Genomic DNA, 26,383 nt, shown 5'->3' on the forward strand with positions numbered 1-26,383 from the left:
CTATTTCAGTATTTTATAGTTCCGGTAATCAAACAGGCGTTTGCCGGTTTTCTGCTCAATCCAATACAACAGGGAATCTTTAAAAGAAAAGCTCTTACGGCTAATGTCGCGCTCAAACTGCCAGTTGCGCGCAGCTATGCGGCTTTGCATTACCTGTGGGTGAGCGCCTTTGAACAGGGCCAGGGAATCCACCATGCCGTAATCAAATTCACTGGTTAACAAACGTTCCTGCAAGGCCTGCTCATTATTGCCGTAATATAAGTGGTGAGAGTTATTTTGTTTTTGCGCCTGTAATGCGGGGTCTTTTACCCAACCGTAGTGATAGATCTCTGCCTTCACCGGTTTTACCAGCAGCTTCTGCCCCTCCCTGCGAAAGCCCTGTGCATCGTTATAAGAGCGGATCTGCTTATTATTACGGACCACGCGGATCTCATTTTTGTACCAGGTGCGTGAATCGCCCACATAATCATAGCTACCGTAAAAATGCACGTAGTTGAACAACAACCCTTCTACCCGTTTATCATCCCGGTATTGCTGCATGGCAGCGCGTATGTTGTCATAGCCTTTTTCATGTACTACTTCATCGGCCTGTATGTAAAAGGCCCAGTCGGCATCAGCGCCTACGGCATCAAAAGCTTTGTTGGTTTCTACGGCCAGCACACGCCCGCCTTCTTTCAGGGAATCGTCCCAAATGGTTTGTATAATGCGGATCTTGGGGGAACCGATGGATTGAATAAGCTCCAGCGTATTATCATCAGAATTACCTACACTTACCACTACCTCATCACATAAGGGCAAAATAGACTGTATGGAAGCCACCACCGGGTAATCATATTTTATGGCGTTACGTACAAAGGTAAATCCCGTTACTTTCATGTAATGATGATTAATGTGCCGGAGCGAAGGTATAAAGGAAATCTTTATTTTGCACCTATGTTGCACCATCCGGCAGAGATACCTGACCTGAAAACACTGGCCCGCCGCATTTCATTGGTAGAAAATGAAGCGCCGGGTTATACACAGCTGCTGGAACAATTGCCTGCAGACAGCCCCACGCGGGTAATAGGCATTACCGGCCCGCCCGGCGCCGGCAAAAGCACGCTGGTGAATACGCTGATCCAAACGCTGGCAGATCAGCAAAAGCGGGTTGCTATTATAGCAGTGGACCCATCTTCCCCTTTTAACTTTGGCGCCCTGCTGGGCGACCGCATCCGCATGAGCCAGCACTTTAACAATGAACAGGTGTTCATACGCTCTATGGCCAACCGGGGTGCATTAGGCGGCCTGAGCCCCAAGATCATTGAGGTAAGTGATGTAATTAAAGCCGCGGGATTCGATTACCTGTTTATAGAAACTGTTGGCATAGGCCAGAGTGAAGTGGATATTGCGGGCATTGCCACCACCACGGTGGTAGTAGTAGTACCGGAAGCCGGTGATGAGATACAAACGATGAAAGCCGGGCTGATGGAGATTGCCGACATATTTGTGGTGAACAAGGCAGACCGTGATAATGCAGATGCGTTTGTAAAAAACCTGCGCCTGTTATCTGCAGAAAGGCATCATAATACCGGCTGGCAAATACCTGTGCTTAAAACCATTGCCACCCGCAATGAAGGTATTGATGAATTGATACAAGCCATTGACCGGCACCAGCAACAAATGGATCATAAAGAGCGGCATGCCTTGCTGCTGGCGGAAAAGGCCTGGCAGCTGATACAACACCGGCGTATGCAGGATGTAAATAAAAAGGAGCTGCAGCAACAAATATTACAGGAGCTGGAAGCGGGTACGTTTAACCTGTATAAGCTGGTGATGGAAAATGTAAAACATTAGATGTAAAATTTCAAACCGACGAAGGAGGTTCATAGAGACCATTTAAAAGACTTTATGAACGAGATAAATGTAAAAGGGAAATGCAGCCTATCAGTTGCCGCATTCCCCTTTTACATTTAACATTTAATATTTTGCATTTTACATTCCTGTTATCTTAATACCCCATTTTTGATCAGCACTTTCATTACCTGCCGTTTAATGGAGATATTACGGCTGCTCGTCTCATCGGCATCTTTCGCAATGTGGTAAGCGTTAAACACAGTACGGTAGCTGATCAACCCTGTCAGTAATTTATCAGGCCCGCTGATCACCGGTAAAATATCCTGCTGGTGTCGGGCCATCAGGTCTACTGCAAAACGCAGGGAACTATCTTCCTTCACCGTTACCATATTGGTATTGGTAACATAGGTAACAGAGGCATCTTCCGGCGTATCAGGCAGCAGCACATCTTCCATTCTGAGTATACCTATCAGCTGCTGATGCGCATCTACCACGGGGTAGGCCAGCTCATAACCGCCCAGCTTATTTTCGTATAACCAGTTCCGTAGCTCGCCAATAGTATTCTCCTGGCTTATCATTACCAGGTTATTCACCATGGCTTCTTTTACGGGAATACCTTCCAATGGGTCCGGTTTGTAGGTATGCGGTGTCAGAATGCCGCGGCGGGCAATTTTCTCCGTCATAATTGTATTGCGCATCAGGAAGAAGGAAACGAAATAAGAAGCTACGCAGGCGCCGATCAATGGCAGCAGGGTATCCCCGTCGCGGGTAGTTTCCAGCGCAAAAATAATAGAGGTAAGCAAGGCGCGGGTAGAGCCGGCAAACATAGCCGCCATACCGATTAAGGCTGCTACAGATATGTTGATAGCTACGTTGGGAAATACCATTTGCAGCATCAATGCAATGAATACGCCACAAGCGCCGCCAATGGTGAGCAAAGGCGCCAGGGTTCCACCGGAGGTACCGCTGCCTAAAGAAAAAGACCAGGATATAAACTTCAGCACGCCCAGCACAAACAACATGTGAAGGGTAACCTTACCTGTCAGCAAAAGATCAATATTCACATACCCTACACCTAAAGTGGCCGGTGCAAAATAACCTACCACCCCTACTACCACACCGCCCAGGGTGGGCCACCACATCCAGTGAATGGGCAGCTTTTCAAAACCATCTTCTATAGCATACACTGCTTTGGTAACCAATGCAGCCAGTAAGCCAATAACCACTCCAATGGCGGAATAGGCCAGCAGCGCAGTATTGGTGGCTGGTGTAACATCCGGCATAGTAAATACCGGCGCACCGCCCCAGTATAAATGGTGAAAGGCCGAACCGGTAATACAACCCAGTATAACCGGGATAATACTGCGGGGAGAAAATTCAAACAACAATAGCTCAACTGCCAGGATCATGGCTGCCAACGGGCTCCCGAATATGCAGCTCATACCGGCTGCAGCACCTGCGGCCAGCAAGATCTTGCGCTCATTGGCTGAGATCTTTAATACCTGGCCAATAAAAGAACCCCAGGCGCCCCCGGTAGCAATAATAGGCCCTTCTGAACCAAAGGGACCACCGGTGCCAATGGAAATGGCTGCGGAAAGAGGTTTCAGGAAAGTGATAATAGGTTTAATGCGGCTTTTATTCACCAGCACCTGCTCCATAGCTTCCGGTATACCATGCCCACGGATGGCGGCAGAACCGTAACGCGCCATTAAGCCTACAATCACAGAGCCGATCACCGGTACTGCTATTACCCAATAACCCAGCTGGTTGTGGAGAGGCGTGCCTTCCCCTACAGAAATCCGGCCATAGAACGACAGGTTGGTGATAAAGTTAATGAGCAGTAACAGCACCTTGGCAATTAAGCTGATAATGGCTGCATTCATTACGGTTAAAGCGGATAAATACAAAACCCTTCTGGTGTTGATCCCGGCGGGAGGTTGTGCCACATGGGCATCTGCCAGCGCGGGGTCCATAGAAGGAGACACCGGAATACCACTCCGGTTAAGCGTAAAAAAAATGTTCTTCATGGTCAATGATCTCGTAATATAATTTGCATCAGAAAAAGCGCGGGTGCATATGTAAGAGACCTCAAAACTATATACTGATGACCACAACCGCAAATAAAATGGGGCCACTGGTAGTATTATATATAAATATTAGTGTGGATAGCCCCATTATAGGCCCGGCGTTTGTCGTGACGTGTGCGACATAATAAGTTAATGAATTGTTAAGCGAAATACTAAGCTAAATTGGACAAGTACTGCAGTATTCATTATTATAAACTGTATATAAATTGATTTTACATACGATAAAAGCTGAATACAATGAAATTAACCGGGTGAACGAAATGTTAAAGATTTTGTTAGTTAGGAGCCCTTATTATATTTGTAAGGTACGAAAATGGGTTGCGACCCCACCTAAAAATACATCTATGATAAATGGCAAGCGTTATGAAAGTACGTCGGCCGGTATTACCTCATCCACTTTGAGTTTACGGGAGCTAGTTTTAATAAAACGCATGTTACTGTTTACACGTGAAGATGAACGGTATTTACAAATGGCCGGTGAAATACTTTCCGATCAATCAGAAACAATACTGGACATTTGGTACGATCACATGGTTGCCAACGATTACCTGGCCCATTATTTTACCCGGGATGGTAAGCCGGATGCCGAATACCTGCGGACCCTGCGTCCCCGTTTTGGCAGCTGGATACGGCAATTATGCCAGCGGCCTGCTGATAATCCCTGGTCCCAGCTTGAACAGGCTATTGCACAACGTTACCAGGATCAGGCGGTGCCTACCCCGCAAATGCCCGACCTCCCGGCTGTTTTTTTGCGCTACCTGGTCACCTTCATTTACCCGGTAACCAATGCTATCCGGCCTTTCCTGAGTAAAAACGGCCACCGGCCTGAGGAAATTGAAAAAATGCACCAGGCATGGTTTAAAGCTGTAAGCCTGAGCGTAATCCTGTGGACGTATCCTGACCCTGTTGCACAACAGCCCTGCTAACGCACCTCTCCTTATTTACCCGTATCAACTTATTGGAATCCTGCTGAAAACCATTTGAACCATAACCATAGACTATGGAAGTTGCTGTTTTTGACACCTACGTAAAGAAGAAGAACGGCGGATACATGCACTTTGACATTATTGTTGCCGCCAATACACAGTATGACCACGTGCTTACTTTTGGTAAAGCTTACCTGCAATCCAAACAACGCACCTCCCCGCACATCTCTACCCGGGACTGCCGTTTCTGCCACCTTGAAGAGGTAATACCCGTATGGGAAAAAACAATTGCCCGGCAGGGATATTACATCCATGAAATTGAAGGCTGCTAGTAATACATTGATTGTATTTTCCACGATCCAAAATTTCTGTATATTAGCCGGTTACAAAAAGTAAGCAGGAAGCAGGATGGGGAAAACTTCAATTTTCAGCCCCGAACAACAAGCCGGAAATTTATCCAGTAAGGTGGTAGCCGCTTTAGAACGACTGTCAGCCACCTTTCGGGTATTGCTATGGAATGAGGCCAAGCAGCACGGACTAAGCCCTATACAGGTACAGCTCCTCATATTTTTACTTTACTATCCTGAAGAAAAAAGGACGGTAACACACCTGGCGCATTATTTCAACATGACCAAGGCCACTATCAGTGATGCCATAAAATCGCTGGAGAGCAAACAATTGCTTACCCGCAAAGTTACGGAAGGCGATTCCCGCAGCCATAGCCTGCACCTGAGCAGAGAAGGTAAGGCCATGGCCAGGAAGGTGGAACGGTTTGCTGTTCCCATGCTGGATGTTGTAAGCCAGTTAACGGAAGATAAGCAGTCGGCCCTGCTGGAAAGCTTGTTGCAGCTCATTTACCAGCTGAACCAGGCTGAGGTGATCACCCCTCAGACGATGTGCCAGAACTGCAGGTTCTATTCCCAAAAGAACGGCGGCCATTATTGCAACCTGGTAAAGTCTCCACTAAAAGCCGGCGATCTGCGGGTGGATTGCCCGGAGTTTCGATTCCCTTCTACGGAGGAATTAGAATAATTAATAATTAAGGATGAAGGATTAATAATCGTGAGGTGGTGGTGAAATAGGTGAGGATGTATGCAGCTGCAGTTAAATCATGGGAATAATTAATAGGGGCAGTAGTGAGAGAAATTATTTGTATGTGCTCCAAGAGAAACAATCAGCTAAACGAAAGCACGGTATACCCCGCAGTACTGAATAACGATTATTAATTCTTAATTATTCATTATTAATTAAAACGGTGCAGTACTATTCATTCGTACGGTTGCTGCGCCACCAGCGGTAGCCTAAAATGCCGATAATGAGCAGGGGTGTTAAGGCCAGGTAAAGAATACCACTGTTTAAGCCTTTGGCAGGGCCTTCTCCCAGCTGCTGCGCGGTTTTGGTACAAAGGGAACACTGCGCCATTGCCTGCACGCTGCACAATAATATCATTAAAAATAATCCAAACTGCTTCATGTGTGTCCTTTAAAGTGCGGTTACAAAATTACGCCCATTAATAATACGGGGAGATCATTATATACACCACTACACCGGTTACGGATACATAAAACCAAATAGGCCAGGTTACACGGGCTATTTTCTTATGTTTTACAAAATCAGATTGCAGGCCCCGCAGTAAGGTGAACAGTACCAGCGGTACAATTACCGCCGCCAGCACAATATGGGTAAGCAGAATAAAGTAGTAAAAATAGCGGCTGCCGCCCACAGCGGCCTTTTCCATAGCATCCACCACACCATTATGATCGGTATCACCAAACTTAGTGCTTTCGGTAAAAAAGTGGTATGTAACGTACGATATCAGGAAGATGGCACTTAGTACCACCGCGGTTAAATTAGTGGCTTTATGCGCCTTAATATGCCCATTCTTGATGAAATACAGGCTGGCCAGCAGCAGCACCGCGGTAATGGAATTTAAAATGGCATGGAATAAGGGCAGCAGCTGCACATTAAACCCTGCTTCCATATGCGGGCGGGGCAGGTAAAAAAGGATGGCCACCAGCACCGGTATTACGATGGATATGATGGTTATAGGAAGGTTAAGGTTCCTGTTCTTAAGACTACTCATTCTCATGTACGATTTTACATCTGCGATCTTAGATCTTTTAAGACCTAAAACCGTAACCCGTATACCTGAAATATCACTTCAATGATTCAGTACCTGCAAACAACCGCTTCCAGAAAGGCGGCCGGTTCCGGTCTTTCTCTAAATGCAGTACGGCAATATCATTGGCGCATTGACGGATGGCGTTACTATCCAGCCCATTATAATAACCGCGGATATGGCCGTTCTTATCTATCAGCACCAGCTTTTCCGTATGAATAAAATCATCCGGGCCACCGCTGCCTTCTGTTACCGATACAAAAAAATCATGGCGGGCCAGGTCGTAGATCTCTTTTTTGGGACCTGTCAGCAGCCACCAGTTATCCGGGCTAATGCCGTTCTTATTTGCATACCAGCGCAGGCGTTCGGATGAATCGCGTTCCGGGTCTACAGAAAAAGAAAGGAGCTGCAGCAGCGTATCGTTCTTCACATACGCATCCTGTATTTTCTTCAGGTTTTTGGTAAGGGTGGGGCAAATACTGGTACAGGAAGTAAAAAAGAAATCTACCAGCACTACTTTGCCGGGCAGGTTCTTCAGCCCTACCTGCTGCCCTAACTGGTTGGTAAGGGTAAAATTGCGGATAGTATGAAACACAGTATCGTAACGGGTTTCACCATTCTTCACCACGGTATCCACTCTTTCCGGAATGTAAAAACGTGGTACAGGTACCACGTTTCTACCGTAATGATCTACTATCAGGTACCCTACAAGCGGTAATAAAACCGCCAACATTAATCCTATAACTGCCCTGCGTGAAATAACATGTCGTTTTATAAATTAAAAACGCGTTGTGTCTTTTAGTGATGTCCTTCTTCAGTATGCACAGCAGGTAATTCCTGACGGGGCGTACCGGGAGAAAGATCCTTGCGCATGTTCTTCCAGGAATCACCATCTGCCAGGAAGGCGATGATAAACCATACGAACAGCATTAAAGGTATCATGATGGTCAGGATCAGGTTCTTGATCTCATGACGCAAGTGCATAAATTCAGCTACAATGAAAAAAGCTTTTACCATGGTTAAGCTTACATAGATGGCATTCAGCACCAGGCGGCTGGGAAAGCCGGTTTCCAGGTGTAAGAAAGCCAGCGCCACTTCCACTACAGTCACACACAATAAGATCCAGAACGTTTTCCAGATGGTTTTGGTGGAGCCTTCATGCTCCTGGTGTTCATGCCCTTCTACCGTATGTGTATGTTCCATTATCAATAATTTTTTTAAGATTCTACATTTAAAATAACAACTTCAATTCCCTTTGCCGCTATTACAGCAGGTAAAAACAGGTGAACACAAATACCCAAACCAGGTCTACAAAGTGCCAGTACAAACCTACTTTCTCAATCATTTCATAATGACCGCGATCCTCGTAGGTACCTTTCAGTACGTTGGCCAGGATCACAATGTTCAGCACCACACCGGAAGTTACGTGCAGGCCGTGGAAACCGGTAATGGTAAAGAAGAAGTTAGTAAAGTTGGTAGAAGCTACCGTACCATTCACATTAGGGAAAGGATTACGGCCCCACCAGGCGCCTTCATGGAAAAGGTGTGTCCATTCCCAGGCCTGGCAAGACAGGAAGGCAATACCACCAATGATGGTCCAGGTGAGCCATTTGGCCACATCTTTCTGGTTCCTGTGGTGACCGGCATGTACAGCTAATACCATGGTCACAGAACTCATAATGAGGATAAAGGTCATTAAGCTCACAAATACCAATGGCATGTGTGCCTCTCCCATCAGCGGGAATGAACGGAAAACCTCATTAGGATCAGGCCAGGAGGTGCTCATGAAGCGGATAGTACCGTATGAGATCAGTAATGCGCCAAAAGTAAAAGCATCTGACATCAGGAAGTACCACATCATCAACTTTCCATAGCTCACATTAAAGGGAGAATATCCTCCACCCCACCATTTTTTCTTCGCTGTAACTGCTGTATCCATTTTTAATTTAATTCGTTGTTATTTATTTCGGCGTTTTATGTCTTTATTCAATTGTTTGAATGAACCCTTGTTTTACCTGGCTATGCTTAAAAATACCAGGAGGTAGATCCACAACACATCTACAAAATGCCAGTAGAGCGATGCTACCTCAATAGGTACGGCGCTGTATACGCGCACCCTTGTTCTGTAAGCCCGGGCAAACATGATCAGCAGGGCTACCACACCTCCCAGTACGTGCAGCATATGCATGCCTACGATCACGTAAATAAAGGAGGCCGATACCGGCCCGCTCAGCGGTAAGCCCCGTTGGCTTAACTGGGAAAAACCCAGGCACTGACATGCTGCAAATACCACACCCAAAGCGGCTGTAAGGGTTATGAGCTGCTTGTAGCGCTGCATATTCCTTTGCTTGAACTGCTTTACAGCTAACTGGATGGTTCCACTGCTGATGAGTATCACCGCGGTAGACATCCAGAAGATGTGGGGTAAATCAAAGACCTGCCAGTTCGCCTGTGCCCGTTTAACAACATAGGCACTGGTAAAACCTATGAACATCATAGTTATGCTGCCCATAGCAATCCACAGGGAATATTTATGCGGATGTATTTTTTTTCTTTGTACACTCATTGCCTGCATCACGCTCTTTTCATTTATACTTTATCAGCCAGCAATGCCAGCTGTACTATTACCAGGTAAATATAGGAACCAAACATCAGCTTACGGGCAGCAGGCACATCGCATTTCCGGTACAGTGTAACTGCACGGTACAGGTAAAAAATGCCGGCCAGTATGCAAATGATGGCAGATATGCTACCGCTGATCTTTAACAGGTAAGGCGCTAAGCCTGCCGGTATCAGTAACAGCGCATAGGTAGCAGATTGCAATGCCGTCATTTTATTGGGCCCGCCCGCAGCTGGCAACAGCTTAAAGCCTGCCTTGGTATAGTCCTGGTGCGCTATCCAGGCAATTGCCCAGAAGTGCGGGAACTGCCACAGGAACTGGATGGCGAATAAAGACCAGCCACCTTCGCTCAGCTGGTTAGCACCGGCTGCCCACCCAATTAACGGGGGCAAAGCACCGGGAATAGCGCCTACCAGCACTGCCAGTGAATTCCACTTTTTCCAGGGCGTATATACGAACCCGTATAATACCAGGGAGATTAAGCTTATAATAGCACTCAGCCAGTTAAAGCTATACGCCATAATGCCAATGCCGGCCAAACCTGTAACCACTGCCACCACGGAGGCTTCTGTTTCAGAAAGCCGGCCGGCTGGTAAAGGGCGGTTAGCGGTACGCGCCATCAGCTTATCTGTATTCTTTTCCCACACCTGGTTAATGGTGTTGGCAGAACCGGATACTAAAAGGCCGCCTGCAAATAATAAAAGAACTTTTACCAGGTTAAACTCCACTCCCGGCACCAGCAGATAGCCTACCACACAGGAGAATACCACCATGAACGTGAGGTTGAACTTCATGAGCTGGAAGTAATCCTTCGCCTTGCTGGCTACTGCATACGATAACGACAATTTTATGGAGTTTTCTTGCAACACTTATTCTAGCTTTTAGCTGTAGCTATTGGCGGTTAGCGGTTAGCTGCCAAGAGCTAATGGCTAACAGCTAATAGCTGTTTATTAATGCGCTGTTTCGTCAGGGCCCAACGGCACGGTTTGCGGAATAAAGTCTTTTCCGTCCTTGCTGTAGTCATACGCCCAACGGTGTACTTCCGGAATTTCACCAGGCCAGTTGCCATGCCCCGGGTGTATGGGGGTGGTCCATTCCAGTGTAGTAGCATCCCAGGGGTTGGTAGTGGTTAACTTACGGCCCTTGAAAATGCTGTAGAAGAAGTTGAACACAAACAGCAGCTGTGTAGCAAATACAATAAATACCACGATACTGATAAACTTATTCAGCTCTGCAAACTGTTTGAAAGATTCCCAGTTAGAGTAATCATAATACCTTCTGGGCATACCGGCCATACCTTCATAGTGCATAGGCCAGAAGATGCAGTAAGCGCCTACCAGCGTGATCCAGAAGTGAATGTAACCCAGCGTGCCATTCAGATAGCGGCCATACAATTTCGGGAACCAGTGGTAAATACCGGCAAACATCCCAAAGAAGGCAGATACACCCATTACTATATGGAAGTGCGCGATCACGAAGTAAGTATCGTGCAGGTGAATATCAATAGAAGAGTTACCCAGCCAGATACCGGTTAAACCGCCGGAGATAAAGGTGCTCACAAAACCGATGGAAAACAGCGCACCCGGAGTGAACCGTATGCTGCCTTTCCAGATAGTGGTGAGCCAGTTAAATACCTTGATGGCCGATGGTACGGCTATGAGTAATGTTAAGAGTACAAAGAATGCGCCCAGGAAGGGATTCAAACCTGTTACGAACATGTGGTGCGCCCATACCAGGAAGGCCAGGATCGCAATTGCAAACAGGGAGCCGATCATTGCCAGATAACCAAAGATAGGTTTACGGGAATTGATGGCCAGTACTTCAGACACCATACCCATTGCAGGCAGGATGATGATGTACACTTCCGGGTGACCCAGGAACCAGAACAAGTGCTGGTACAGGATGGCGCTACCGCCTTCGTTAGACAGGGCTTTACCGGCTACGAACAGCTCGCTCAGGTAAAAGCTGGTGCCTGCATGACGGTCAAACAGCAGCAGGATGAAACCTGACAGCAGTACCGGGAAAGATAATACGCCCAGGATAGCAGTGAAGAAGAATGACCAGATGGTCAGTGGCAGCTTCGTCATGCTCATACCTTTGGTACGCATATTCAGAATGGTGGAAATATAGTTCAGGCCACCCAGCAGCTGCGATACTACGAACAGCGCCATGCTGGTTAACCAAAGATCCATACCTATTTTAGAACCGATAGAAGCATCGCCCAGGGCGCTCAGCGGGGGGTAAGATGTCCAGCCGCCGGAAGCAGGTCCTGTTTGTACGAACAGGGAGCAGGTCATTACTACGCTGGCCATAAAGAAGAACCAATAACTCAGCATGTTCATGAAGGGAGAAGCCATATCGCGCGCACCTACCTGCAGGGGTATCAGCAGGTTGGAGAAAGTACCGGACAAACCTGCCGTCAATACAAAGAATACCAGGATGGTACCATGCATGGTTACCAGGGCGTAGTACGCCTCCGGTGTAATACGGCCGCCTTTAGCCCAATGGCCCAGGATAGATTCCAGGAAAGGGAAAGTGGAGTCAGGAAAAGCCAGCTGTAAGCGGAACAATACTGAAAAACCAGCGCCTACGATCGCCCAGATGATACCGGTGATCAGGAATTGCTTGGCAATCATTTTATGATCCATGCTGAAAACATACTTCGATATGAAGCTGTCTTCATGATGATGTTCATCATGCCCGTTGCCATGGTCATGCGCCGCTGCGCCGTGCGTTACCTCATGATGACTGTGCAGGGTTGCTTCGTTACTCATAATCGGATCTATTTGGAAGTATCTTACTGTTATGTCTTAAATAATGCTGTTCACAAATTTAGTGAATTATAATGCCGCTACTGCCTTCTGGGTGCTGTCTTTAGCGGGAGCAACAGGCTGTGCCGGGGCACCGGAACCTTGCGCCTCATGTGCCAGCCCGTATTGTGATTTCTGTTTGGCTACCCAGGCGTCAAACTCCTGCTGGCTTTCTACTACAATGTTGGCTTTCATGGAGTAGTGGCCGGCGCCGCACATCTGGTCGCAGGAAATTTCGTATACAAAATCCGGGTTGCCGGTTTTGTCTTTCATCTGCGTAGTAGTGAACTTAGGCGTAAACCACAGGGTGGTAGGGATACCGGGCACCGCATCCATTTTCAGGCGGAAGTGAGATAAACCTACGTCATGCACCACATCGCGGGAACCAATGATCAGCTTTACCGGTTTACCTACTACCAGGTGCATTTCAGTAGCCATGAAATCATCTTTATTCAGGTTATCATCCCAATCCTGGCCAACCGGGTTGGTAGCATCATTAATATTCTTGAAGAACTTGCTGCCCAGCTGCCCGTCTTTACCGGGGTAGCGGATCAGCCAGTTAAACTGCTTGCCGGTAATTTCTACCACCATAGCATCTTTAGGCGCTTCAGAGGTAATGGCGAACCAGTGGCGCAAACCAATGGCTACCAGTATGGTGAGCGCAATGGCGGGGATCACGGTCCAGATCACTTCCAGCTTGTTATTGTGCGGGAAATAAAAGGCAGCCTGGCCTTCTTTTTCCTGGTATTTGAATGCGAACCAGAACAGCAGTATTTGCGTAATTACAAATACCACCCCGGTAATTACCAGCGTCCACATGATCATGTTATCAATGGAATCGCCCTGTTCGGATGCCGCTTCGCCCAATATCTTACCTTTCAACAGCTCATTGCAGTAATATACGCCAATGAGTCCCAGCACCAGGAAAGCGATCAGCAAAAAGCCGTTAATGCGGTTATTCTGCTGGCGGGCCTTCTTTTCCCCTTTCAATATGGACACATATTCGCTCGCCTTCGCAATCTGGAAGATGACTATGAATATGAGCACAACAACTAAGACTGCTAAAAAACCTGACATTGCTATTTGAAATAATTAAGTTATCTAATGCTTTTCGTTGTTACTATCGTTCACGTCCTTTGATCAGGTGTGGTGTACAATACTTTCCTTCAGATAAGGATGATTCCTGGGCGCCAGCGGGGCTTTTGCCAGCTGGTTAGCAACTATAAATATAAGCAGACCCACAAAACCCAGACCTATTCCCAGCTCGTACCAGGGGAAGTTCAGCTCATGAACAGAACCCGGCATAACCATCTGGAAGAAATCCAGCCAGTGACCAAAGATGATCAGGATGGCAATATAGGTTACTGAAGTATAGTTACGCTTGGTATCGCGTTTCATTAACAGCAGTAACGGTAAAATAAAGTTGATGATCAGGTTCAGGAAGAAGATCGGGCGCCATTCACCCCAAACACGGGGTTTAAAGTATTCGGTTTCTTCCGGCATATTCGCATACCAGATCAGCATATATTGTGAGAACCACAGGTAAGCCCAGAAGATGCTGAACGCAAACATGAATTTACCCAGGTCATGCAAATGCTCTTCATTTACAAAGGAAAGGTAACCGTTCTTTTTCAGGTAGATCACAAATAATGCTATCAGTGACAGACCGGATACCCAGGTGCTGGCAAATGTATACCAGCTATACATGGTAGAGAACCAGTGCGGGTCAATGCTCATTAACCACAACCAGGGGGTAGTAGAACCTACGCTCAGCCCATAGATCACAATGAAACCACCACACCAAACCGTATTCCTCCACAGAATGCGGCGGCCGGTTTCAGGGCTCAGATCCCAGGTATCTTCCTCCAGCGACATGTTACGCAGCTTGATGGTAAAAAAGATCCACAACCCGAGCGTAATAACAGTAGCAGTGGTAAAGAACGTGTTGCCCAGAAAGGCAGATTTGCCGTTTAATATTGCGTCATGCTTTACATGTTCAGCATTTACCCAGTGATATACACCATCTTTTTCTCCGAAAACCAATATCATTAGTACTACAAACAAAATACCGCCCAGTACAGGTACTGTCATGGAAATAGCTTCCGGCACACGGCGAAAAGCTATTTGCCAGCCCCCATGCGCCAGGGTAGTAACACCAATAAAGAAAGTACAGGCCAGTGCTATCAGCAGAAAGAAGGTGCTGTTCTGTAAAATGCCTGCCCAAAAACGGGTAGCGCCATGCTCGCCGCCAAGGGCCACTAATCCGATCAATAAAGTGAGTACGCCAATGCCCATTAACACGAAGCTGGTCGTTTTTAATTTTGCCGGTACTACAAATTGGTCCTTCATTTGAAATTTTTTATTCGAGTCACTATATCTTTTACTTCCTTAGGGTAGTTCTTATCCTATTTTTTTGCGGCAGCACTGTCAGCGGCAGGTGCAGCGGCGCCTGCGGCCGGGGCAGCAGTAGCAGTATCTGCAGCCGGTTTGGAACCACCGGGTTGCATGGTCTTAATATAAGCGGCTATTTTCCAGCGCTGCTCACGATCCAGCTGGCTGGCGTAGCTACCCATGGCATTATAACCGTAGGTCATTACGTGAAACAGGCGGCCTTCTGAGTAAGCGCTTTTAGGACCGCTTACCAGGTTAGCGGGTGCTGCCGGGTAAGGACCGTCGCCACCTTTGTACAGGGGGCCGTTACCATCCAGGGCAGTACCATGGCAAATACCGCAATAGATATTAAATAAACGTTTTCCTTCCTCCACATCCGCTTTTCCAATTACCAGCGGGTTCTTTACCAGGTTAGCCTGGGCCGTATCTTCTGCTTTCAGGTGATAGGGCAGCAGCTCGCCTCTTTTCACAGTACCATCTACCGGTTTCATGCTGGCTACACGCTCGCTATAGAACTCATACGCACGGGATTCATACATATCTGGCATATAGATCCTGCCGGGCTTTCTGTGATGTTCTCCTGTATTACAGGCCGCCAGCAAAGCTCCGCCTGCCAAAGCAGCTACTACTAATATGTTGGAAGTCCTTTTCATTTATATAAAATTCTTCGTCTTTTCTGTTAAGTCGTTAATTATACATTCAAGGGTGCCGGCTGCTCAGCGTACAAACGGTCTTCACGGTCAAAGCGGCCATACCACCAGCCTGTTTCAGCAATTTGCTCATTGATCTCAGCAGCGCCTACGCTGGCCAGGAAATCTTTAATTTCTCCTGCATTGCTTTTGCTGGTTACTTCAATAACCATTACAAACTTGTCATCTGTTTGCCGTGGGTGAAAGACATGCTTCTTTACGAAAGGCATCAGCTGGCACAGGTAGCAGAAAGTCATCATCATACCTACCGCAGAGAATAATACCGTTAGCTCAAAGGTAATGGGTATAAAAGCCGGCAATGGAAAATGCGGCTTACCGCCTATGTTCAATGGCCAATCGGATACAAACACCCAGCTCATAAAAGATAATGCTGTAGTGGTACCAGTAATACCATATATAAAACCGGCCGTGTGCAGGCTGGTTTCACGCAGGCCCATGGCCTGGTCCAGGCCATGCACCGGGAACGGTGTGTAAACATCATGGATCTTGTACCCTGCGGCACGTACTTTCTTTACTGCCGGAAACAACACCGCCTCATCGTCAAAACAACCTACAACAAATTTTTTTGCAGCCATATTTAAAAAATTCAGAGTCTAAAATATCTAACGTTTTACTTACCTGCCGGCAATTTTAGTGTAACAATTACTGCAAACTGCCTACTATAAACTGCGGACTATTTTAGTGCGCGTGCTCCAGATCGTGTGCAAACTTTTCCGGGCTTTCCTGCTCGTACTTCGTCATATCATTCTTGAAGCTTTCGCCGGATGTCTTCAGCACATGCTTGATCTCCGCAACAGCAATTACCGGGAAATATTTGGCGAACAGGAAGTAACAGGTAAAGAACAGGCCAAAAGTACCCATGTAAAAACCAACTTCAGGCCAGGCCGGACGGTAATACACCCAGCTGGAAGGCAGGTAGTCGCGGTACAGAGAGGTACAAATGATCACAAAACGTTCGAACCACATACCAATGTTCACAATGATGGACATAATGAAAGAGACCATTATATTCCTTCTCATTTTACGGAACCAGAACACCTGCGGCGTAATTACGTTACAGGTCATCATGATCCAGTATGACCAACCCAGCGGACCTGCAGCGCGGTATTTATAGAATTCTGCAAATTCGTATTGAGATCCTGAATACCACGCCATAAACAGTTCTGTCAGGTAGGCACAACCTACGATAGAGCCGGTTAATACAATTACCCTGTTCATGGCATCCAGGTGCCCGATGGTAATGTAATCTTCCAGGTGTAATATTTTACGGGTAATGATCAGCAGTGTATTTACCATCGCAAAACCGGAGAAGATAGCACCTGCCACAAAGTAGGGCGGAAAAATGGTGGTATGCCAACCGGGTATTACTGAGGTAGCAAAGTCAAAAGATACGATGGTGTGTACGGAAAGTACCAGCGGGGTAGATAAACCGGCCAGCACCAGTGATAAGGATTCATGACGCTGCCAGTGTTTGGTGGAACCGGTCCAGCCGAAAGAGGCAACACCATACAGCAGCTTACGCAGCTTGGTTTTAGCCCGGTCACGTACCGTAGCAAAGTCAGGCAGCAGGCCAGAGTACCAGAACAGCAGGGATACTGTAAAGTACGTAGAGATCGCGAACACATCCCACAGCAGCGGGGAGTTAAAGTTTACCCACAGCGGACCACGTGTGTTAGGATAAGGCAGTACAAAGAAGGCCATCCAAACACGGCCCATGTGGAAGATCGGGAACTGGCCGGCGCACATTACCGCAAAGATGGTCATGGCTTCTGCCGCACGGTTCACCCCTGTACGCCATCCCTGGCGGAACAGCAGGAGGATGGCGGAGATCAGCGTACCGGCGTGACCGATACCTACCCACCATACGAAGTTGGTAATATCCCAACCCCAACCTACCGTTTTGTTCAGATTCCACACCCCGGTACCGAAGTACACTTCCCAGGTTACAGAAAACACCCCAAACGCTAACAATGAGAGCGATATAAAGAAACCTACATACCACAGCTTCCCAGGCTTGGCTTCAATGGGGCCGATGATATCTTCCGTTACCTTATGATAATCCTTTACCCCATCAACTAAAGGTTCTCTCAGTGTGGATTCGTACTTTAAATGCATAGTTCGTAAAGCTTTTAGCTGTTAGTTGCTGGCTAGCAGCCCTTGTCTTTGTTATGATCTCTGATTCTCTTTATCTCACAGTCTTCCGTCTTTTTCAACGGCCTCGATGAATCTAATCTCCTTCATCGATTTCTTCTTACTTCCTTACCGGACTTCGCTATATCCAGGTTTAGTGATGCGCAGCTTCTTCATGCTGACCTTCAGCTTTCGGAGCGGCATCTTTATTCCTGATCTTAGCGAGGTAGTTAACGGAAGGCAGCGTATGGGTTTCTTCCAGTACGTAGAACAGCCTTTCGGTTTGCTCTTCGTTACGGATCTTGAATACGCGGCTTTCTTTATCATTTACGTTACCGAAAACAATTGCATCGGCAGCACAAGCTTGCTGGCAGGCAGTTTTAGCCTCACCATCCTTAACAGGGCGGCCAGCTTTCTTTGCAGCCAGCTTAGCATCCTGCAGGCGTTGCACGCAGAAGGAACATTTTTCCATCACACCGCGGCTGCGTACCACCACATCAGGGTTCAGCACCATACGGGTCAGGTTATCGTTCATATCGGAAACATCGTACAGGTTGTTTTCAAAGCTATCAGCACCATTCCAGTCTCTCCAGTTAAAGCGGCGTACTTTATACGGGCAGTTGTTAGCGCAGTAACGGGTACCGATACAACGGTTATACGCCATCTGGTTAATACCTTCGGAACTGTGGTTGGTAGCAGCTACCGGGCAAACGTTCTCACACGGAGCGTTATCGCAGTGCTGGCACAGCATAGGCTGGAACACTACTTCCGGGTTATTTTCATCACCGCTGAAGTAACGGTCAATACGGATCCAGTGCATTTCATGCGCCTTGATCACCTGCTCCTTACCTACTACGGAAACGTTGTTCTCTGCCTGGCAGGCTATGGTACAGGCGCCGCAACCAAAGCAGGTGTTCAGGTCAATAGACATGCCCCACTTGATACCCGGGTAAGGGTGGTTGGGATATAAAGTACCGTCTGCACGGAAATCTTTACCGTATTTGCTCAGCTCTTCGCGATCCTCATTCACGGCTTTCGGGTTCTTGATGAACTCCTGCAGCGTGGTTTCTTTAATAATGGGACGGCCCTCGTAGCTGTTGTGTGTCTGGGTTAAGCCAAGGTCATACTTTTTACCGGCATCTTCTATGGTAATGGCGGGTGAAAAGTAATCAAAGGTTTGACCATTATAACTTACAAACGGATAAGCGTTCTTACCAACTTCACCGGCTGCTTTACCTGCGTTCATGTTACGGCCATAACCTACGGCAATCGCAATTACGTCAGGGTGGATACCGGGAACTATCAGCAAGGGCAGCTCAACTGTTTTACCGTTAGCGGTTATTTTCAATACCTTTTTACCGGCATGAATTTCATAATCATCGCCCAGCTCCTCATCGTATTTTTTAGCGCGTGAGTTGGAGATACAGGCGTAGTTGTCCCAGGTAGCGCGGGTAATAGGATCCGGCATTTCCTGTAACCAGGGGTTGTTTGCCAGCTTACCGTTACCGATAGCTACTTTTTCATACAGCACCAGCTCTATTTCACCGCCTTTTTTAGCGCCGGTGATTTTGGAGGCTGCATAGGCAATATCACCTGCAAAGGTAGCACCTGCCAAAGCAGGGGCGGTAGTGGGCTCTATTACACCATCCTGCAGGGTTTTATCCCAGGCTTCCTGTCCGCCCAGCTTACTCATCCACTCATTCTTCAGGTAGCTTACCCAGTTGGTAGCGGTATTACCGCTCCAGGAGAGCAGGGTATCTTCAAACGCACGGGTTTTGAACAGGGGAGCGATAGTAGGCTGTGTAAAGCTGAAGTAGCCGGTTTTACCTTCTGCATCACCCCAGCTTTCCAGGAAGTGATGATCAGGAGCGGCGTATTTGCACAGTTCAGAAGTTTCGTCCTTACGGTCATTGAAAGTAACGGTGAGCTTAGCTTTCTTTAAACCGTCGGCAAATTTCTTACCGTCGAAGTAATCATATACAGGGTTTACGCCAAATACCAGCAAAGCGCCAACGCTGCCGGCATTCAGGTCAGTTACCAGCTGCACCATGTCGCTGTCAACACCCTGGCGGTAGTTGGCAGTGGTAGCCCAGTCAATGGTAGTACCGTTAGCGCCTATCTGGTTATTGATGGCGTTTACGATCAGCTGCACATTCACATCATTAGAGCCGGATACTACCAGTGCTTTGCCCTGGCTGGCCTGTAATGCTGCTGCTGCTTTTTTGATACCGTCTGCCACACGTTTGTCTGCAATGGCAGGTGCTGTTACAGAACCGCCTAATGCGCTAAACAGTGCCAGTGCTATTGCACCGGTTTCAGAAGGTTTATGGGTAAATCTTTCGTCAGCATTAGCGCCGGTGAGGCTCATGGTGCTTTCGAAATGGAAATGTTTGCTCATTTCCGGCTTCTCCTGGTCTATTTTGCGGGTAGCACCGTAACCTTTGGAGAATTCAGCCGGGTTTAACCAGGTGCCTAAGAAATCGGCGCCCAGGCTTACGATCACCTTTGCATTTTCAAAATGGTAGGAAGGCAGTGTTTTTTTACCGTAAGCAGCTTCGTTAGCCAGCAGCATACCGGAGTAGGATACTGCATCGTATGTTACATGACGGGAGCCGGGGTATTTAGCCAGGAACTCGCCAATTACTTTTTTGGTAGAGGGACTTAAAATGGTGGAGCTCAGTAATACTACCGGCTGACCGCTTAATGCACCTAAGGCAGCGGTTACTTGTTTGTCCAGCTCAGCCCAGGTGGTTTCCGTACCGTTGATAGTAGGGTAACGCAGGCGGGCTGTATCATAAAGGCCCAGTACAGCGCCCTGCACTTTGGCAGTGGTAGCGCCACCGGTTACGGAGCTTAATGTGTTACCGTCTATTTTGATGGGACGGCCTTCACGGGTTTTCACCACCAGCGGCACATACTCGCCATCTACAGCGTAGGTAGATGCGTAGTAGTTAGGTACGCCGGGGGTAATTTCTTCCGGCTTATTTACGTAAGGGATGGCTTTCTTCACCGGAATTTCACAGCTGGCAGCTATGGTAGCGGCAGCAGTTGTGAACCCCAGGTACTTCAGGAAGTCCCGGCGGGGGGTTGTTGCGCCTAACAGGCTATCACTCTCATCAAACGGCAGGTCTTCTCCAAACTCATTCTTCACTATTTCCTGATGCGCTTTGGTATTATGCAACTCCTCCAGGCCTTTCCAATACTTTTTCTGCTCCATGTTATTTATTACGAGTTACGTGATTGTTATTTGTGATTTTAGATTACGATTTCAGATTTGATATGATCTATGATTTGTGAAATCTGAAATCTAAAATATTAATAGTGGCATTTCTGACATTCAGTACCACCCACCATTTCAACGGTTACGCTGTCAATTTTACCATCTTTCACATCCTGGTGGAACTTCTCAAAAATGCTGTAGTATTTATTATCTGCAAACTGCACTTTAGTGGTGCGGTGGCAGTTAATACACCAGCCCATGGAAAGGTCGGCAAACTGGTGCACCTCATCCATTTCCTGGATAGCTCCGTGACAGGTCTGACATTGTTGTTTACCGGCTACTATGTGTTGGGAGTGATTGAAGTACACGTGATCAGGCAGGTTGTGGATCTTGGTCCATTCAATAGGTTTACCGGGTTTGGTATATTTCTGTGCCTGCGGATCCCAGCCTACGTAATCATATAATTTCGCAATTTCAGCACTGCCGTTGATCTTCTTGCCTTCTGCAGTGAACAGGTCAGGGCCATGATATTCGTTGATGGCTTTGTGACAGTTCATACAGATATTTTCAGAAGGGATCATAGCGTGTTTGCTCTTTTCCGCACCGGCGTGGCAATATAAACAGTTGATCTGGTTAATGCCGGCGTGTACTTTATGCGAGTAGTGGATAGGCTGTTCAGGCATGTAGTCTTTCTGGCGGCCCAGGCCAATGGCCCCCTGTATGGTGAAGTAACCGCCAACCATGAACAATACTACTATTGCAAGTGCGATGTAAGCTTTATTCTTATAGAAGGGAACGGGTTCCGGCGTAGCTACGCCTTCTTTATCTGCAGCCAGCTTATTCAGGTTGCTGTTGATCTGCATCAGGATCAGGGCTACTACTGCCAGTATCAGGGTTATGATACCAAACAGCAGGCTGTTGTCCTCACCTGATTCCTCTGCGCCGCCGGCAGCTACAGCTGTTTTAGCACCGCCTCCGGGTTCTTTGGCGCCTTCCTGCCCAATGTAAGCGAGGATGTTATCAATATCCTCATCTGTAAACGAAGGGAAAGCGGGCATCGCCTGCTTATTGTATTCGTTATACAGCGTATTGGCATACTGGTCGCCTGACGCTAACACAGAAGCAGAGTTGTGGATCCACTGGTGCAATAATTTCTTATCAGACCATCTTCCCTCAACGTCTTTCAACGCGGGACCGGTTACCCTTTTATGTACATTATGACAAGATGCGCAATTCTGTTGAAATAATGCCTTACCCTTACCCGGATCTGCCGCTTTAACTGTTGTTGAAACCGAGAGTACAAGACCCGCGCATAGGATAAGAACACTCACAAAATGCTTACGCATACGAATGGAAACACGACGATACACAGCCTATTAAGTTTAGATTTGACCTTAGTTTCTTAAAAGTGCCAGCAAAAATAAGACACAATGTTGACAATTTATCAACAAATAAAAAATTATTTGGTTGCAGCTATAAACTGTTTTTTCTATACATAAGCACTTTACAGGGCAAATTTTATGATAAATATCATGTAATGAATTTATTTGTTATAAGTGCGGGCTCCCCTATAATATAAAGGCATAGTTTGCTTGTCAGTTTTTGTTTTTAATTGATGTAATTTTAACCAACCTGCTTAAAAAAGTTCCCCATGTTATACCGTATTTTCATTTTTACCTCCATACTGGGAATAATATTAACCGCCTGCGGCGGCAACCAGCAAGCGCCAGCTGCGGCCGATAGCAGCGCCCTGCTAACGCCTGCCCAACCGGATGCCGGTACGAATACCCCCAATGGCAGCTACCAGGGTACGCTGCCCTGCGCCGACTGCCCGGGCATTGATTACCAGATCAGCCTGTATGACAATAACCGCTACAAAACCCTGATGGTGTACCGGGACCGCAACCAGAACCGCCCGGTGGTAGATACCGGTACCTGGAAAATGGAGCAGGATTCCATGGTACGCATTACCCTCAGCGGACAATCCAAACAAACCTTCCTGTTTGAAGACGGCAGGCTTTACCAGCTGGATGAACATGGCCAGCGCATTACCGGCGCCCTGGCAGATAATTATATATTACGCCCGGTAAAGGGTGGAGATCCCGCCCGCCTGCAGCAGAAAGCTGCCGAAGGTATAGATTTTATGGCCGCAGGTATCCACCCTGCCTGGAGCCTGGAAATGGACCGGCAGAAAACCATCTTCTTCCAGACGGTGCAGGGCGATTCCGTACGCGTACCAGCACCCCGCCCCCGCCCGGACACAGATACCCTTCGGGTATATACCGCTAAAACGGAAAAGGCGGAGTTCATTCTTACCATCCGCAACAGCGCCTGTATAGATGATGTAAATGGCTTTATGCGCCCCTATGCGGTGGAGGTACAGCTGAAGGATAGTACTTATAAGGGTTGCGGGGAGTATTTGCGGTAGTTAACAGGCCCCCTGTTTAATGGCCCTTCTATTCGGGTGCAACTGGTATGCTCCCCTCCTAAAAAGGCCCCGTAATTGCTGCGACATTGCTGCGCAACTCCTCCCCCCTACATAAAACCCTACATGCGTATATAACGGTTTTGCCGCATAGGTTTGTGAGCAGCGTCAACAAATTCGTAATTCGTAATTGACAATCCGTAATTCTATCTTTGCGCTGGTTAAAAAACTACAGCCGTTTTGAAAAATATTGCCATTTTTGCTTCAGGTGCCGGCAGCAATGCCCAAAAGATCATAGACCATTTTTCAGATTCAACAATTGCCAGGGTTACCCTGATCCTGTGTAATAAACCGGACGCCGGAATTTTCCGGATAGCAGAGAAGGAGAACATACCGGCCATACTGATTGAAAAAGATCCTTTTTTCCGTGGAGATGATTATGTACAACTGTTACAGCGGGAGCAGATAGACCTGGTGGTGCTGGCTGGCTTTTTATGGAAAGTACCCGCCAACCTGGTGCAGGCATTTGCCAACCGTATTATTAATATTCACCCGGCCCTGCTGCCAAAGTATGGCGGTAAAGGTATGTACGGACATTTTGTGCATGAGGCCGTGATCAACGCCGGCGATGCGGAAAGCGGCATCACCATTCATTTCGTAAATGAAAAGTACGATGACGGCGCCACCATTTTACAGGAGCGCTGCACCATTGTACCGGGCGATACGCCGGAGACACTGGCCAAAAAAGTACAGGTGCTGGAACATACCTGGTACCCGGTTATTGTGGAACGATTATTGACCAACGAAGCAGTTAGCCATTAGCCTGTAGCTATAGCTATTATGCGCAAATTTCCCCAGCTGCTGTTTATGAAACGTACACTATTTGCTTTACTGCTCATCTGCTGTTATGCAGTTACCGCATGGGCACAGGATCGCAAGCCGGCCGGTACCTTCCGCAACGGCACCTACATTAAGGTAAACCCTACTACCCTCATTAATGAGCTGGATGTATATATTGAACAGGAGCTCACCGAAAAGTTAAGCCTGGAGCTGGGTATTACCGGCATTTATACGGATTACCCGGATTATTACCTGGCCAAGAAGATAGATTTTGGCCAAAAGAAACCCAACATCAGTACCGAACAGTTTGTGGAAGGCCGGGGACTGGGTTTCCGCGCGGCGCTACGCTGGTACATATTTTCTATTTACGATGGGAATTCCCGCGCAGGCGGTACCTACTTTCAGCCGGTGCTGTTCTTTAAAAAAGTGTTTTACCCCAATGAGGAAGTGGAGCTCCTGGGTAATAAGTATAAAGAATCCGCCAGTAAGGATGTATACGGCCTGCAGTTCCTGCTGGGGCGCCAGTTCACCAAGGGCAAAGTGGTCTTTGACCCCTACATTGGCCTGGGCGTTCGTAGTAAGATCTATTACTACCACAATTTTGAGAACAATAACGGCATTGTACAGGCCACGGACGATAAGCTGGTGAGTATATTGCCCAGCTTACAGCTGGGACTTAAGCTGGGATTGAAGTTATAGTTCATTTTGCTGAATCCCGTTGTGGGTGCACCGTAATATCTTTTTCCCCTGCACAGGCTCTTTGTAATAAACGCAGTAATTGTTTACTGCTCACATACCCTCCGTAACGGTAAATAATACGGTACTGCTCATCCAATAGTACAAAAGACGGGTATAAGGCCGCCTTCTCTCCCTTCATTAACAACGCAGCCAGCTCATTTTGCCCGCTGCTCATACCCTGCGGTTCAAAGGCATAGGTTTTTCCTTTAAATAAGATGGTTTGTTTTTGCTCCGCATCCAGCGATATGCTGTAAAAGCAGCTATTGAGCAGCTGTACCACCGGCTTGTCCTGCAGGGTAGTATGCTCCATCATATTGCAGTATGCGCACCAGCTGGTATGAATAAATACAAAAGTTTTACGCGGGGATGCCTGCACCGCACTATCCAGCTTTTCAAAAGTAGTATAGTGCACCTGGGCGGAGGCAGGGTGTACAAGTAAGAGGGAGAACGCCAATGATATTAAACAGCGCATGGATAAAATTACGAATTATCACTTTCCCACCTTCCACCGAACGCCTAAAAATCCCCGGATCCCCTGGCAGGGCAATGGCATCTATAATTCCGGGAAAGGGTCTTTAAACACGTAACCATTCTGCCACAGCTTTACCTCTTCAGGCGTACAGCGGCAGGCATCCAGCTCCCGGGTAATGCGGGCGGGGTCCAGCTCCTGGCCTATGATCACTATTTCATTATACCGGTCTGCAAACTGCGGGTGCCAGCGGCTGCGCAGTAATTCATAAGCTGCTGCATCCATTTGCCACTGCGCTTTGGGAATAGCGCACCACCAGAACCCGGCTTTATCGGCCCGCAGCGAGGCGCCGGCCTGGCTCCAGTTAACCGCTGTATCCGGGCGGGAGGCCAGCCATAATAAACCTTTGCTGCGTAAAATGTTGCCCTGCCATGCTTCATTTATATAACGCCACAAACGCTCAGGATGAAATGGCTCCCGGCTGCGGTATACAAAAGAGCTGATGCCGTATTCTTCTGTTTCCGGTGTGTGCACAGCTTCCAGCTCCGCTATCCAGCCGGCGCTTTGGGAGGTCCGTTCAAAATCAAATAAACCGGTGTTCAGTATTTCATGCAGGGGTATGGCGCCGTTAATGCTTTCTATGATACGTGCTTCTGCATTCAGCTTGCGCAGCAAGGCTTTCAGGGTATTGAGCATCCGGGGTGTTACCAGGTCGCACTTGTTCAGCACTATTACATTGGCAAATTCTATTTGTTCTATTAACAGGTTTACAATCGTGCGCTGGTCCTGCTCATCATCTGTTAAACCACGGTCCTGCAGCAAAGCGGTGCTGTCATAATCTTTGCTGAAGTTATAGGCATCTACCACCGTTACCAGGGTATCCAGGCGGCTTACACGGCTCAGGTCTATGTTATGATGCTCATCCTGGTAACAGAAAGTTTGTGCTACCGGCAGGGGTTCAGAGATACCGCTGGATTCTATGAGCAAATAGTCAAAGCGCTGTTGTTCCGCCAGGGCAGCTACTTCGCGCAGCAGGTCCTCCCGCAGGGTGCAGCAAATGCAGCC

26 protein-coding genes are annotated in these 26,383 nt (G+C 47.6%); 7 read left to right on the top strand and 19 right to left on the bottom strand.

Annotated features, from left to right (window positions below):
* Complete coding sequence (locus tag KVT36_RS13375; RefSeq protein WP_217604000.1) at window positions 1-876, bottom strand: glycosyltransferase family 2 protein; 876 nt, start codon at window positions 874-876, stop codon at window positions 1-3.
* Window positions 877-933: 57 nt separating this feature from the next.
* Between KVT36_RS13375 and meaB the strand changes: the two genes are divergently transcribed.
* On the top strand, window positions 934-1,833 hold the full coding sequence (gene meaB, locus KVT36_RS13380; protein ID WP_217604001.1) for a methylmalonyl Co-A mutase-associated GTPase MeaB: 900 nt from the start codon (window positions 934-936) through the stop codon (window positions 1,831-1,833).
* Window positions 1,834-1,982: 149 nt separating this feature from the next.
* On the opposite strand, the gene KVT36_RS13385 is transcribed toward meaB, so the two are convergent.
* The gene (locus KVT36_RS13385; protein ID WP_217604002.1) at window positions 1,983-3,860 is read right to left on the bottom strand and encodes a chloride channel protein; all 1,878 of its coding nucleotides are present in this window, start codon (window positions 3,858-3,860) and stop codon (window positions 1,983-1,985) included.
* A gap of 404 nt (window positions 3,861-4,264) precedes the next feature.
* On the opposite strand from KVT36_RS13385, the gene KVT36_RS13390 reads away from it, so the two are divergent.
* The 3 genes from KVT36_RS13390 (at window position 4,265) to KVT36_RS13400 (ending at window position 5,878) form a co-directional block, all read left to right on the top strand.
* Window positions 4,265-4,846: a protoglobin domain-containing protein gene (locus tag KVT36_RS13390; RefSeq protein WP_256449962.1), complete on the top strand. Its 582-nt coding sequence runs from the start codon at window positions 4,265-4,267 to the stop codon at window positions 4,844-4,846.
* A 74-nt stretch (window positions 4,847-4,920) separates the two neighbouring features.
* Complete coding sequence (locus KVT36_RS13395; protein ID WP_217604004.1) at window positions 4,921-5,178, top strand: DUF2024 family protein; 258 nt, start codon at window positions 4,921-4,923, stop codon at window positions 5,176-5,178.
* 76 nt (window positions 5,179-5,254) lie between these two features.
* The gene (locus KVT36_RS13400) at window positions 5,255-5,878 is read left to right on the top strand and encodes a MarR family winged helix-turn-helix transcriptional regulator (RefSeq protein ID WP_217604005.1); all 624 of its coding nucleotides are present in this window, start codon (window positions 5,255-5,257) and stop codon (window positions 5,876-5,878) included.
* A 231-nt stretch (window positions 5,879-6,109) separates the two neighbouring features.
* Here KVT36_RS13400 and KVT36_RS13405 read toward each other — a convergent pair whose 3' ends face one another.
* The 15 genes from KVT36_RS13405 to KVT36_RS13475 all read right to left on the bottom strand — a co-directional run bounded on the left by KVT36_RS13405 (window position 6,110) and on the right by KVT36_RS13475 (window position 22,192).
* Window positions 6,110-6,319, bottom strand: coding sequence for a hypothetical protein (locus KVT36_RS13405; RefSeq protein WP_217604006.1), 210 nt, complete (start codon window positions 6,317-6,319; stop codon window positions 6,110-6,112).
* Window positions 6,320-6,356: 37 nt separating this feature from the next.
* Complete coding sequence (locus KVT36_RS13410) at window positions 6,357-6,929, bottom strand: DUF420 domain-containing protein (protein WP_217604007.1); 573 nt, start codon at window positions 6,927-6,929, stop codon at window positions 6,357-6,359.
* 73 nt (window positions 6,930-7,002) lie between these two features.
* Window positions 7,003-7,638: an SCO family protein gene (locus KVT36_RS13415; protein WP_217604008.1), complete on the bottom strand. Its 636-nt coding sequence runs from the start codon at window positions 7,636-7,638 to the stop codon at window positions 7,003-7,005.
* Window positions 7,639-7,763: 125 nt separating this feature from the next.
* On the bottom strand, window positions 7,764-8,168 hold the full coding sequence (locus KVT36_RS13420; protein WP_217604009.1) for a cytochrome C oxidase subunit IV family protein: 405 nt from the start codon (window positions 8,166-8,168) through the stop codon (window positions 7,764-7,766).
* A 61-nt stretch (window positions 8,169-8,229) separates the two neighbouring features.
* Window positions 8,230-8,904 (bottom strand): cytochrome c oxidase subunit 3, encoded by a 675-nt coding sequence (locus tag KVT36_RS13425; RefSeq protein WP_217604010.1) that lies wholly within the window; start codon window positions 8,902-8,904, stop codon window positions 8,230-8,232.
* Window positions 8,905-8,976: 72 nt separating this feature from the next.
* On the bottom strand, window positions 8,977-9,531 hold the full coding sequence (locus tag KVT36_RS13430) for a cytochrome c oxidase subunit 3 (protein WP_254639982.1): 555 nt from the start codon (window positions 9,529-9,531) through the stop codon (window positions 8,977-8,979).
* Between the two features lie 23 nt (window positions 9,532-9,554).
* Window positions 9,555-10,430, bottom strand: coding sequence for a heme o synthase (gene cyoE, locus KVT36_RS13435; protein ID WP_254639983.1), 876 nt, complete (start codon window positions 10,428-10,430; stop codon window positions 9,555-9,557).
* A gap of 105 nt (window positions 10,431-10,535) precedes the next feature.
* A complete protein-coding gene (locus tag KVT36_RS13440) occupies window positions 10,536-12,359 on the bottom strand; it encodes a cbb3-type cytochrome c oxidase subunit I (RefSeq protein ID WP_217604012.1) in 1,824 nt (607 codons plus the stop codon).
* A gap of 66 nt (window positions 12,360-12,425) precedes the next feature.
* On the bottom strand, window positions 12,426-13,394 hold the full coding sequence (locus KVT36_RS13445; protein WP_368670023.1) for a cytochrome c oxidase subunit II: 969 nt from the start codon (window positions 13,392-13,394) through the stop codon (window positions 12,426-12,428).
* Window positions 13,395-13,535: 141 nt separating this feature from the next.
* Complete coding sequence (locus tag KVT36_RS13450; protein ID WP_217604014.1) at window positions 13,536-14,744, bottom strand: quinol:cytochrome C oxidoreductase; 1,209 nt, start codon at window positions 14,742-14,744, stop codon at window positions 13,536-13,538.
* 56 nt (window positions 14,745-14,800) lie between these two features.
* Window positions 14,801-15,439: a cytochrome c gene (locus KVT36_RS13455; RefSeq protein WP_217604015.1), complete on the bottom strand. Its 639-nt coding sequence runs from the start codon at window positions 15,437-15,439 to the stop codon at window positions 14,801-14,803.
* A 38-nt stretch (window positions 15,440-15,477) separates the two neighbouring features.
* The gene (locus KVT36_RS13460) at window positions 15,478-16,071 is read right to left on the bottom strand and encodes a DUF3341 domain-containing protein (protein WP_217604016.1); all 594 of its coding nucleotides are present in this window, start codon (window positions 16,069-16,071) and stop codon (window positions 15,478-15,480) included.
* A 103-nt stretch (window positions 16,072-16,174) separates the two neighbouring features.
* On the bottom strand, window positions 16,175-17,611 hold the full coding sequence (gene nrfD, locus KVT36_RS13465) for an NrfD/PsrC family molybdoenzyme membrane anchor subunit (protein WP_217604017.1): 1,437 nt from the start codon (window positions 17,609-17,611) through the stop codon (window positions 16,175-16,177).
* Window positions 17,612-17,780: 169 nt separating this feature from the next.
* Window positions 17,781-20,843 (bottom strand): TAT-variant-translocated molybdopterin oxidoreductase, encoded by a 3,063-nt coding sequence (locus tag KVT36_RS13470; protein ID WP_217604018.1) that lies wholly within the window; start codon window positions 20,841-20,843, stop codon window positions 17,781-17,783.
* 98 nt (window positions 20,844-20,941) lie between these two features.
* A complete protein-coding gene (locus KVT36_RS13475) occupies window positions 20,942-22,192 on the bottom strand; it encodes a c-type cytochrome (protein ID WP_217604033.1) in 1,251 nt (416 codons plus the stop codon).
* A gap of 305 nt (window positions 22,193-22,497) precedes the next feature.
* Between KVT36_RS13475 and KVT36_RS13480 the strand changes: the two genes are divergently transcribed.
* From KVT36_RS13480 to KVT36_RS13490, 3 genes are all read left to right on the top strand, one after another.
* Window positions 22,498-23,274: a copper resistance protein NlpE N-terminal domain-containing protein gene (locus tag KVT36_RS13480; protein WP_217604019.1), complete on the top strand. Its 777-nt coding sequence runs from the start codon at window positions 22,498-22,500 to the stop codon at window positions 23,272-23,274.
* Between the two features lie 237 nt (window positions 23,275-23,511).
* Entirely contained in the window at window positions 23,512-24,093 is a 582-nt protein-coding gene (purN, locus tag KVT36_RS13485; RefSeq protein ID WP_217604020.1) for a phosphoribosylglycinamide formyltransferase, read from the top strand.
* A gap of 45 nt (window positions 24,094-24,138) precedes the next feature.
* Window positions 24,139-24,810, top strand: a complete 672-nt coding sequence (locus tag KVT36_RS13490; RefSeq protein WP_217604021.1) for a hypothetical protein — start codon at window positions 24,139-24,141, stop codon at window positions 24,808-24,810.
* A gap of 1 nt (window position 24,811) precedes the next feature.
* Here the strand turns inward: KVT36_RS13490 and KVT36_RS13495 are convergent, their stop codons facing one another.
* Both KVT36_RS13495 and KVT36_RS13500 read right to left on the bottom strand, forming a co-directional pair.
* Entirely contained in the window at window positions 24,812-25,321 is a 510-nt protein-coding gene (locus KVT36_RS13495) for a thioredoxin fold domain-containing protein (RefSeq protein WP_217604022.1), read from the bottom strand.
* Window positions 25,322-25,402: 81 nt separating this feature from the next.
* Window positions 25,403-26,383, bottom strand: a 981-nt coding sequence (locus tag KVT36_RS13500; RefSeq protein ID WP_217604023.1) for a GTP-binding protein, incomplete at its 5' end; no start/stop codon positions are given.

Origin of the sequence: Chitinophaga sp. GbtcB8 (assembly GCF_019091455.1) — a bacterium.
In the GTDB taxonomy this organism is placed as follows: domain Bacteria; phylum Bacteroidota; class Bacteroidia; order Chitinophagales; family Chitinophagaceae; genus Chitinophaga.

Coding starts and splice junctions, on each gene's coding strand:
- KVT36_RS13375 (WP_217604000.1), bottom strand. CDS start 876: ATGAAAGTAACGGGATTTACCTTTGTACGTAACGCCATAAAATATGAT.
- meaB (WP_217604001.1), top strand. CDS start 934: ATGTTGCACCATCCGGCAGAGATACCTGACCTGAAAACACTGGCCCGC.
- KVT36_RS13385 (WP_217604002.1), bottom strand. CDS start 3,860: ATGAAGAACATTTTTTTTACGCTTAACCGGAGTGGTATTCCGGTGTCT.
- KVT36_RS13390 (WP_256449962.1), top strand. CDS start 4,265: ATGATAAATGGCAAGCGTTATGAAAGTACGTCGGCCGGTATTACCTCA.
- KVT36_RS13395 (WP_217604004.1), top strand. CDS start 4,921: ATGGAAGTTGCTGTTTTTGACACCTACGTAAAGAAGAAGAACGGCGGA.
- KVT36_RS13400 (WP_217604005.1), top strand. CDS start 5,255: ATGGGGAAAACTTCAATTTTCAGCCCCGAACAACAAGCCGGAAATTTA.
- KVT36_RS13405 (WP_217604006.1), bottom strand. CDS start 6,319: ATGAAGCAGTTTGGATTATTTTTAATGATATTATTGTGCAGCGTGCAG.
- KVT36_RS13410 (WP_217604007.1), bottom strand. CDS start 6,929: ATGAGTAGTCTTAAGAACAGGAACCTTAACCTTCCTATAACCATCATA.
- KVT36_RS13420 (WP_217604009.1), bottom strand. CDS start 8,168: ATGGAACATACACATACGGTAGAAGGGCATGAACACCAGGAGCATGAA.
- KVT36_RS13425 (WP_217604010.1), bottom strand. CDS start 8,904: ATGGATACAGCAGTTACAGCGAAGAAAAAATGGTGGGGTGGAGGATAT.
- KVT36_RS13430 (WP_254639982.1), bottom strand. CDS start 9,531: ATGAGTGTACAAAGAAAAAAAATACATCCGCATAAATATTCCCTGTGG.
- KVT36_RS13440 (WP_217604012.1), bottom strand. CDS start 12,359: ATGAGTAACGAAGCAACCCTGCACAGTCATCATGAGGTAACGCACGGC.
- KVT36_RS13450 (WP_217604014.1), bottom strand. CDS start 14,744: ATGAAGGACCAATTTGTAGTACCGGCAAAATTAAAAACGACCAGCTTC.
- KVT36_RS13455 (WP_217604015.1), bottom strand. CDS start 15,439: ATGAAAAGGACTTCCAACATATTAGTAGTAGCTGCTTTGGCAGGCGGA.
- KVT36_RS13460 (WP_217604016.1), bottom strand. CDS start 16,071: ATGGCTGCAAAAAAATTTGTTGTAGGTTGTTTTGACGATGAGGCGGTG.
- nrfD (WP_217604017.1), bottom strand. CDS start 17,611: ATGCATTTAAAGTACGAATCCACACTGAGAGAACCTTTAGTTGATGGG.
- KVT36_RS13470 (WP_217604018.1), bottom strand. CDS start 20,843: ATGGAGCAGAAAAAGTATTGGAAAGGCCTGGAGGAGTTGCATAATACC.
- KVT36_RS13475 (WP_217604033.1), bottom strand. CDS start 22,192: ATGCGTAAGCATTTTGTGAGTGTTCTTATCCTATGCGCGGGTCTTGTA.
- KVT36_RS13480 (WP_217604019.1), top strand. CDS start 22,498: ATGTTATACCGTATTTTCATTTTTACCTCCATACTGGGAATAATATTA.
- KVT36_RS13490 (WP_217604021.1), top strand. CDS start 24,139: ATGAAACGTACACTATTTGCTTTACTGCTCATCTGCTGTTATGCAGTT.
- KVT36_RS13495 (WP_217604022.1), bottom strand. CDS start 25,321: ATGCGCTGTTTAATATCATTGGCGTTCTCCCTCTTACTTGTACACCCT.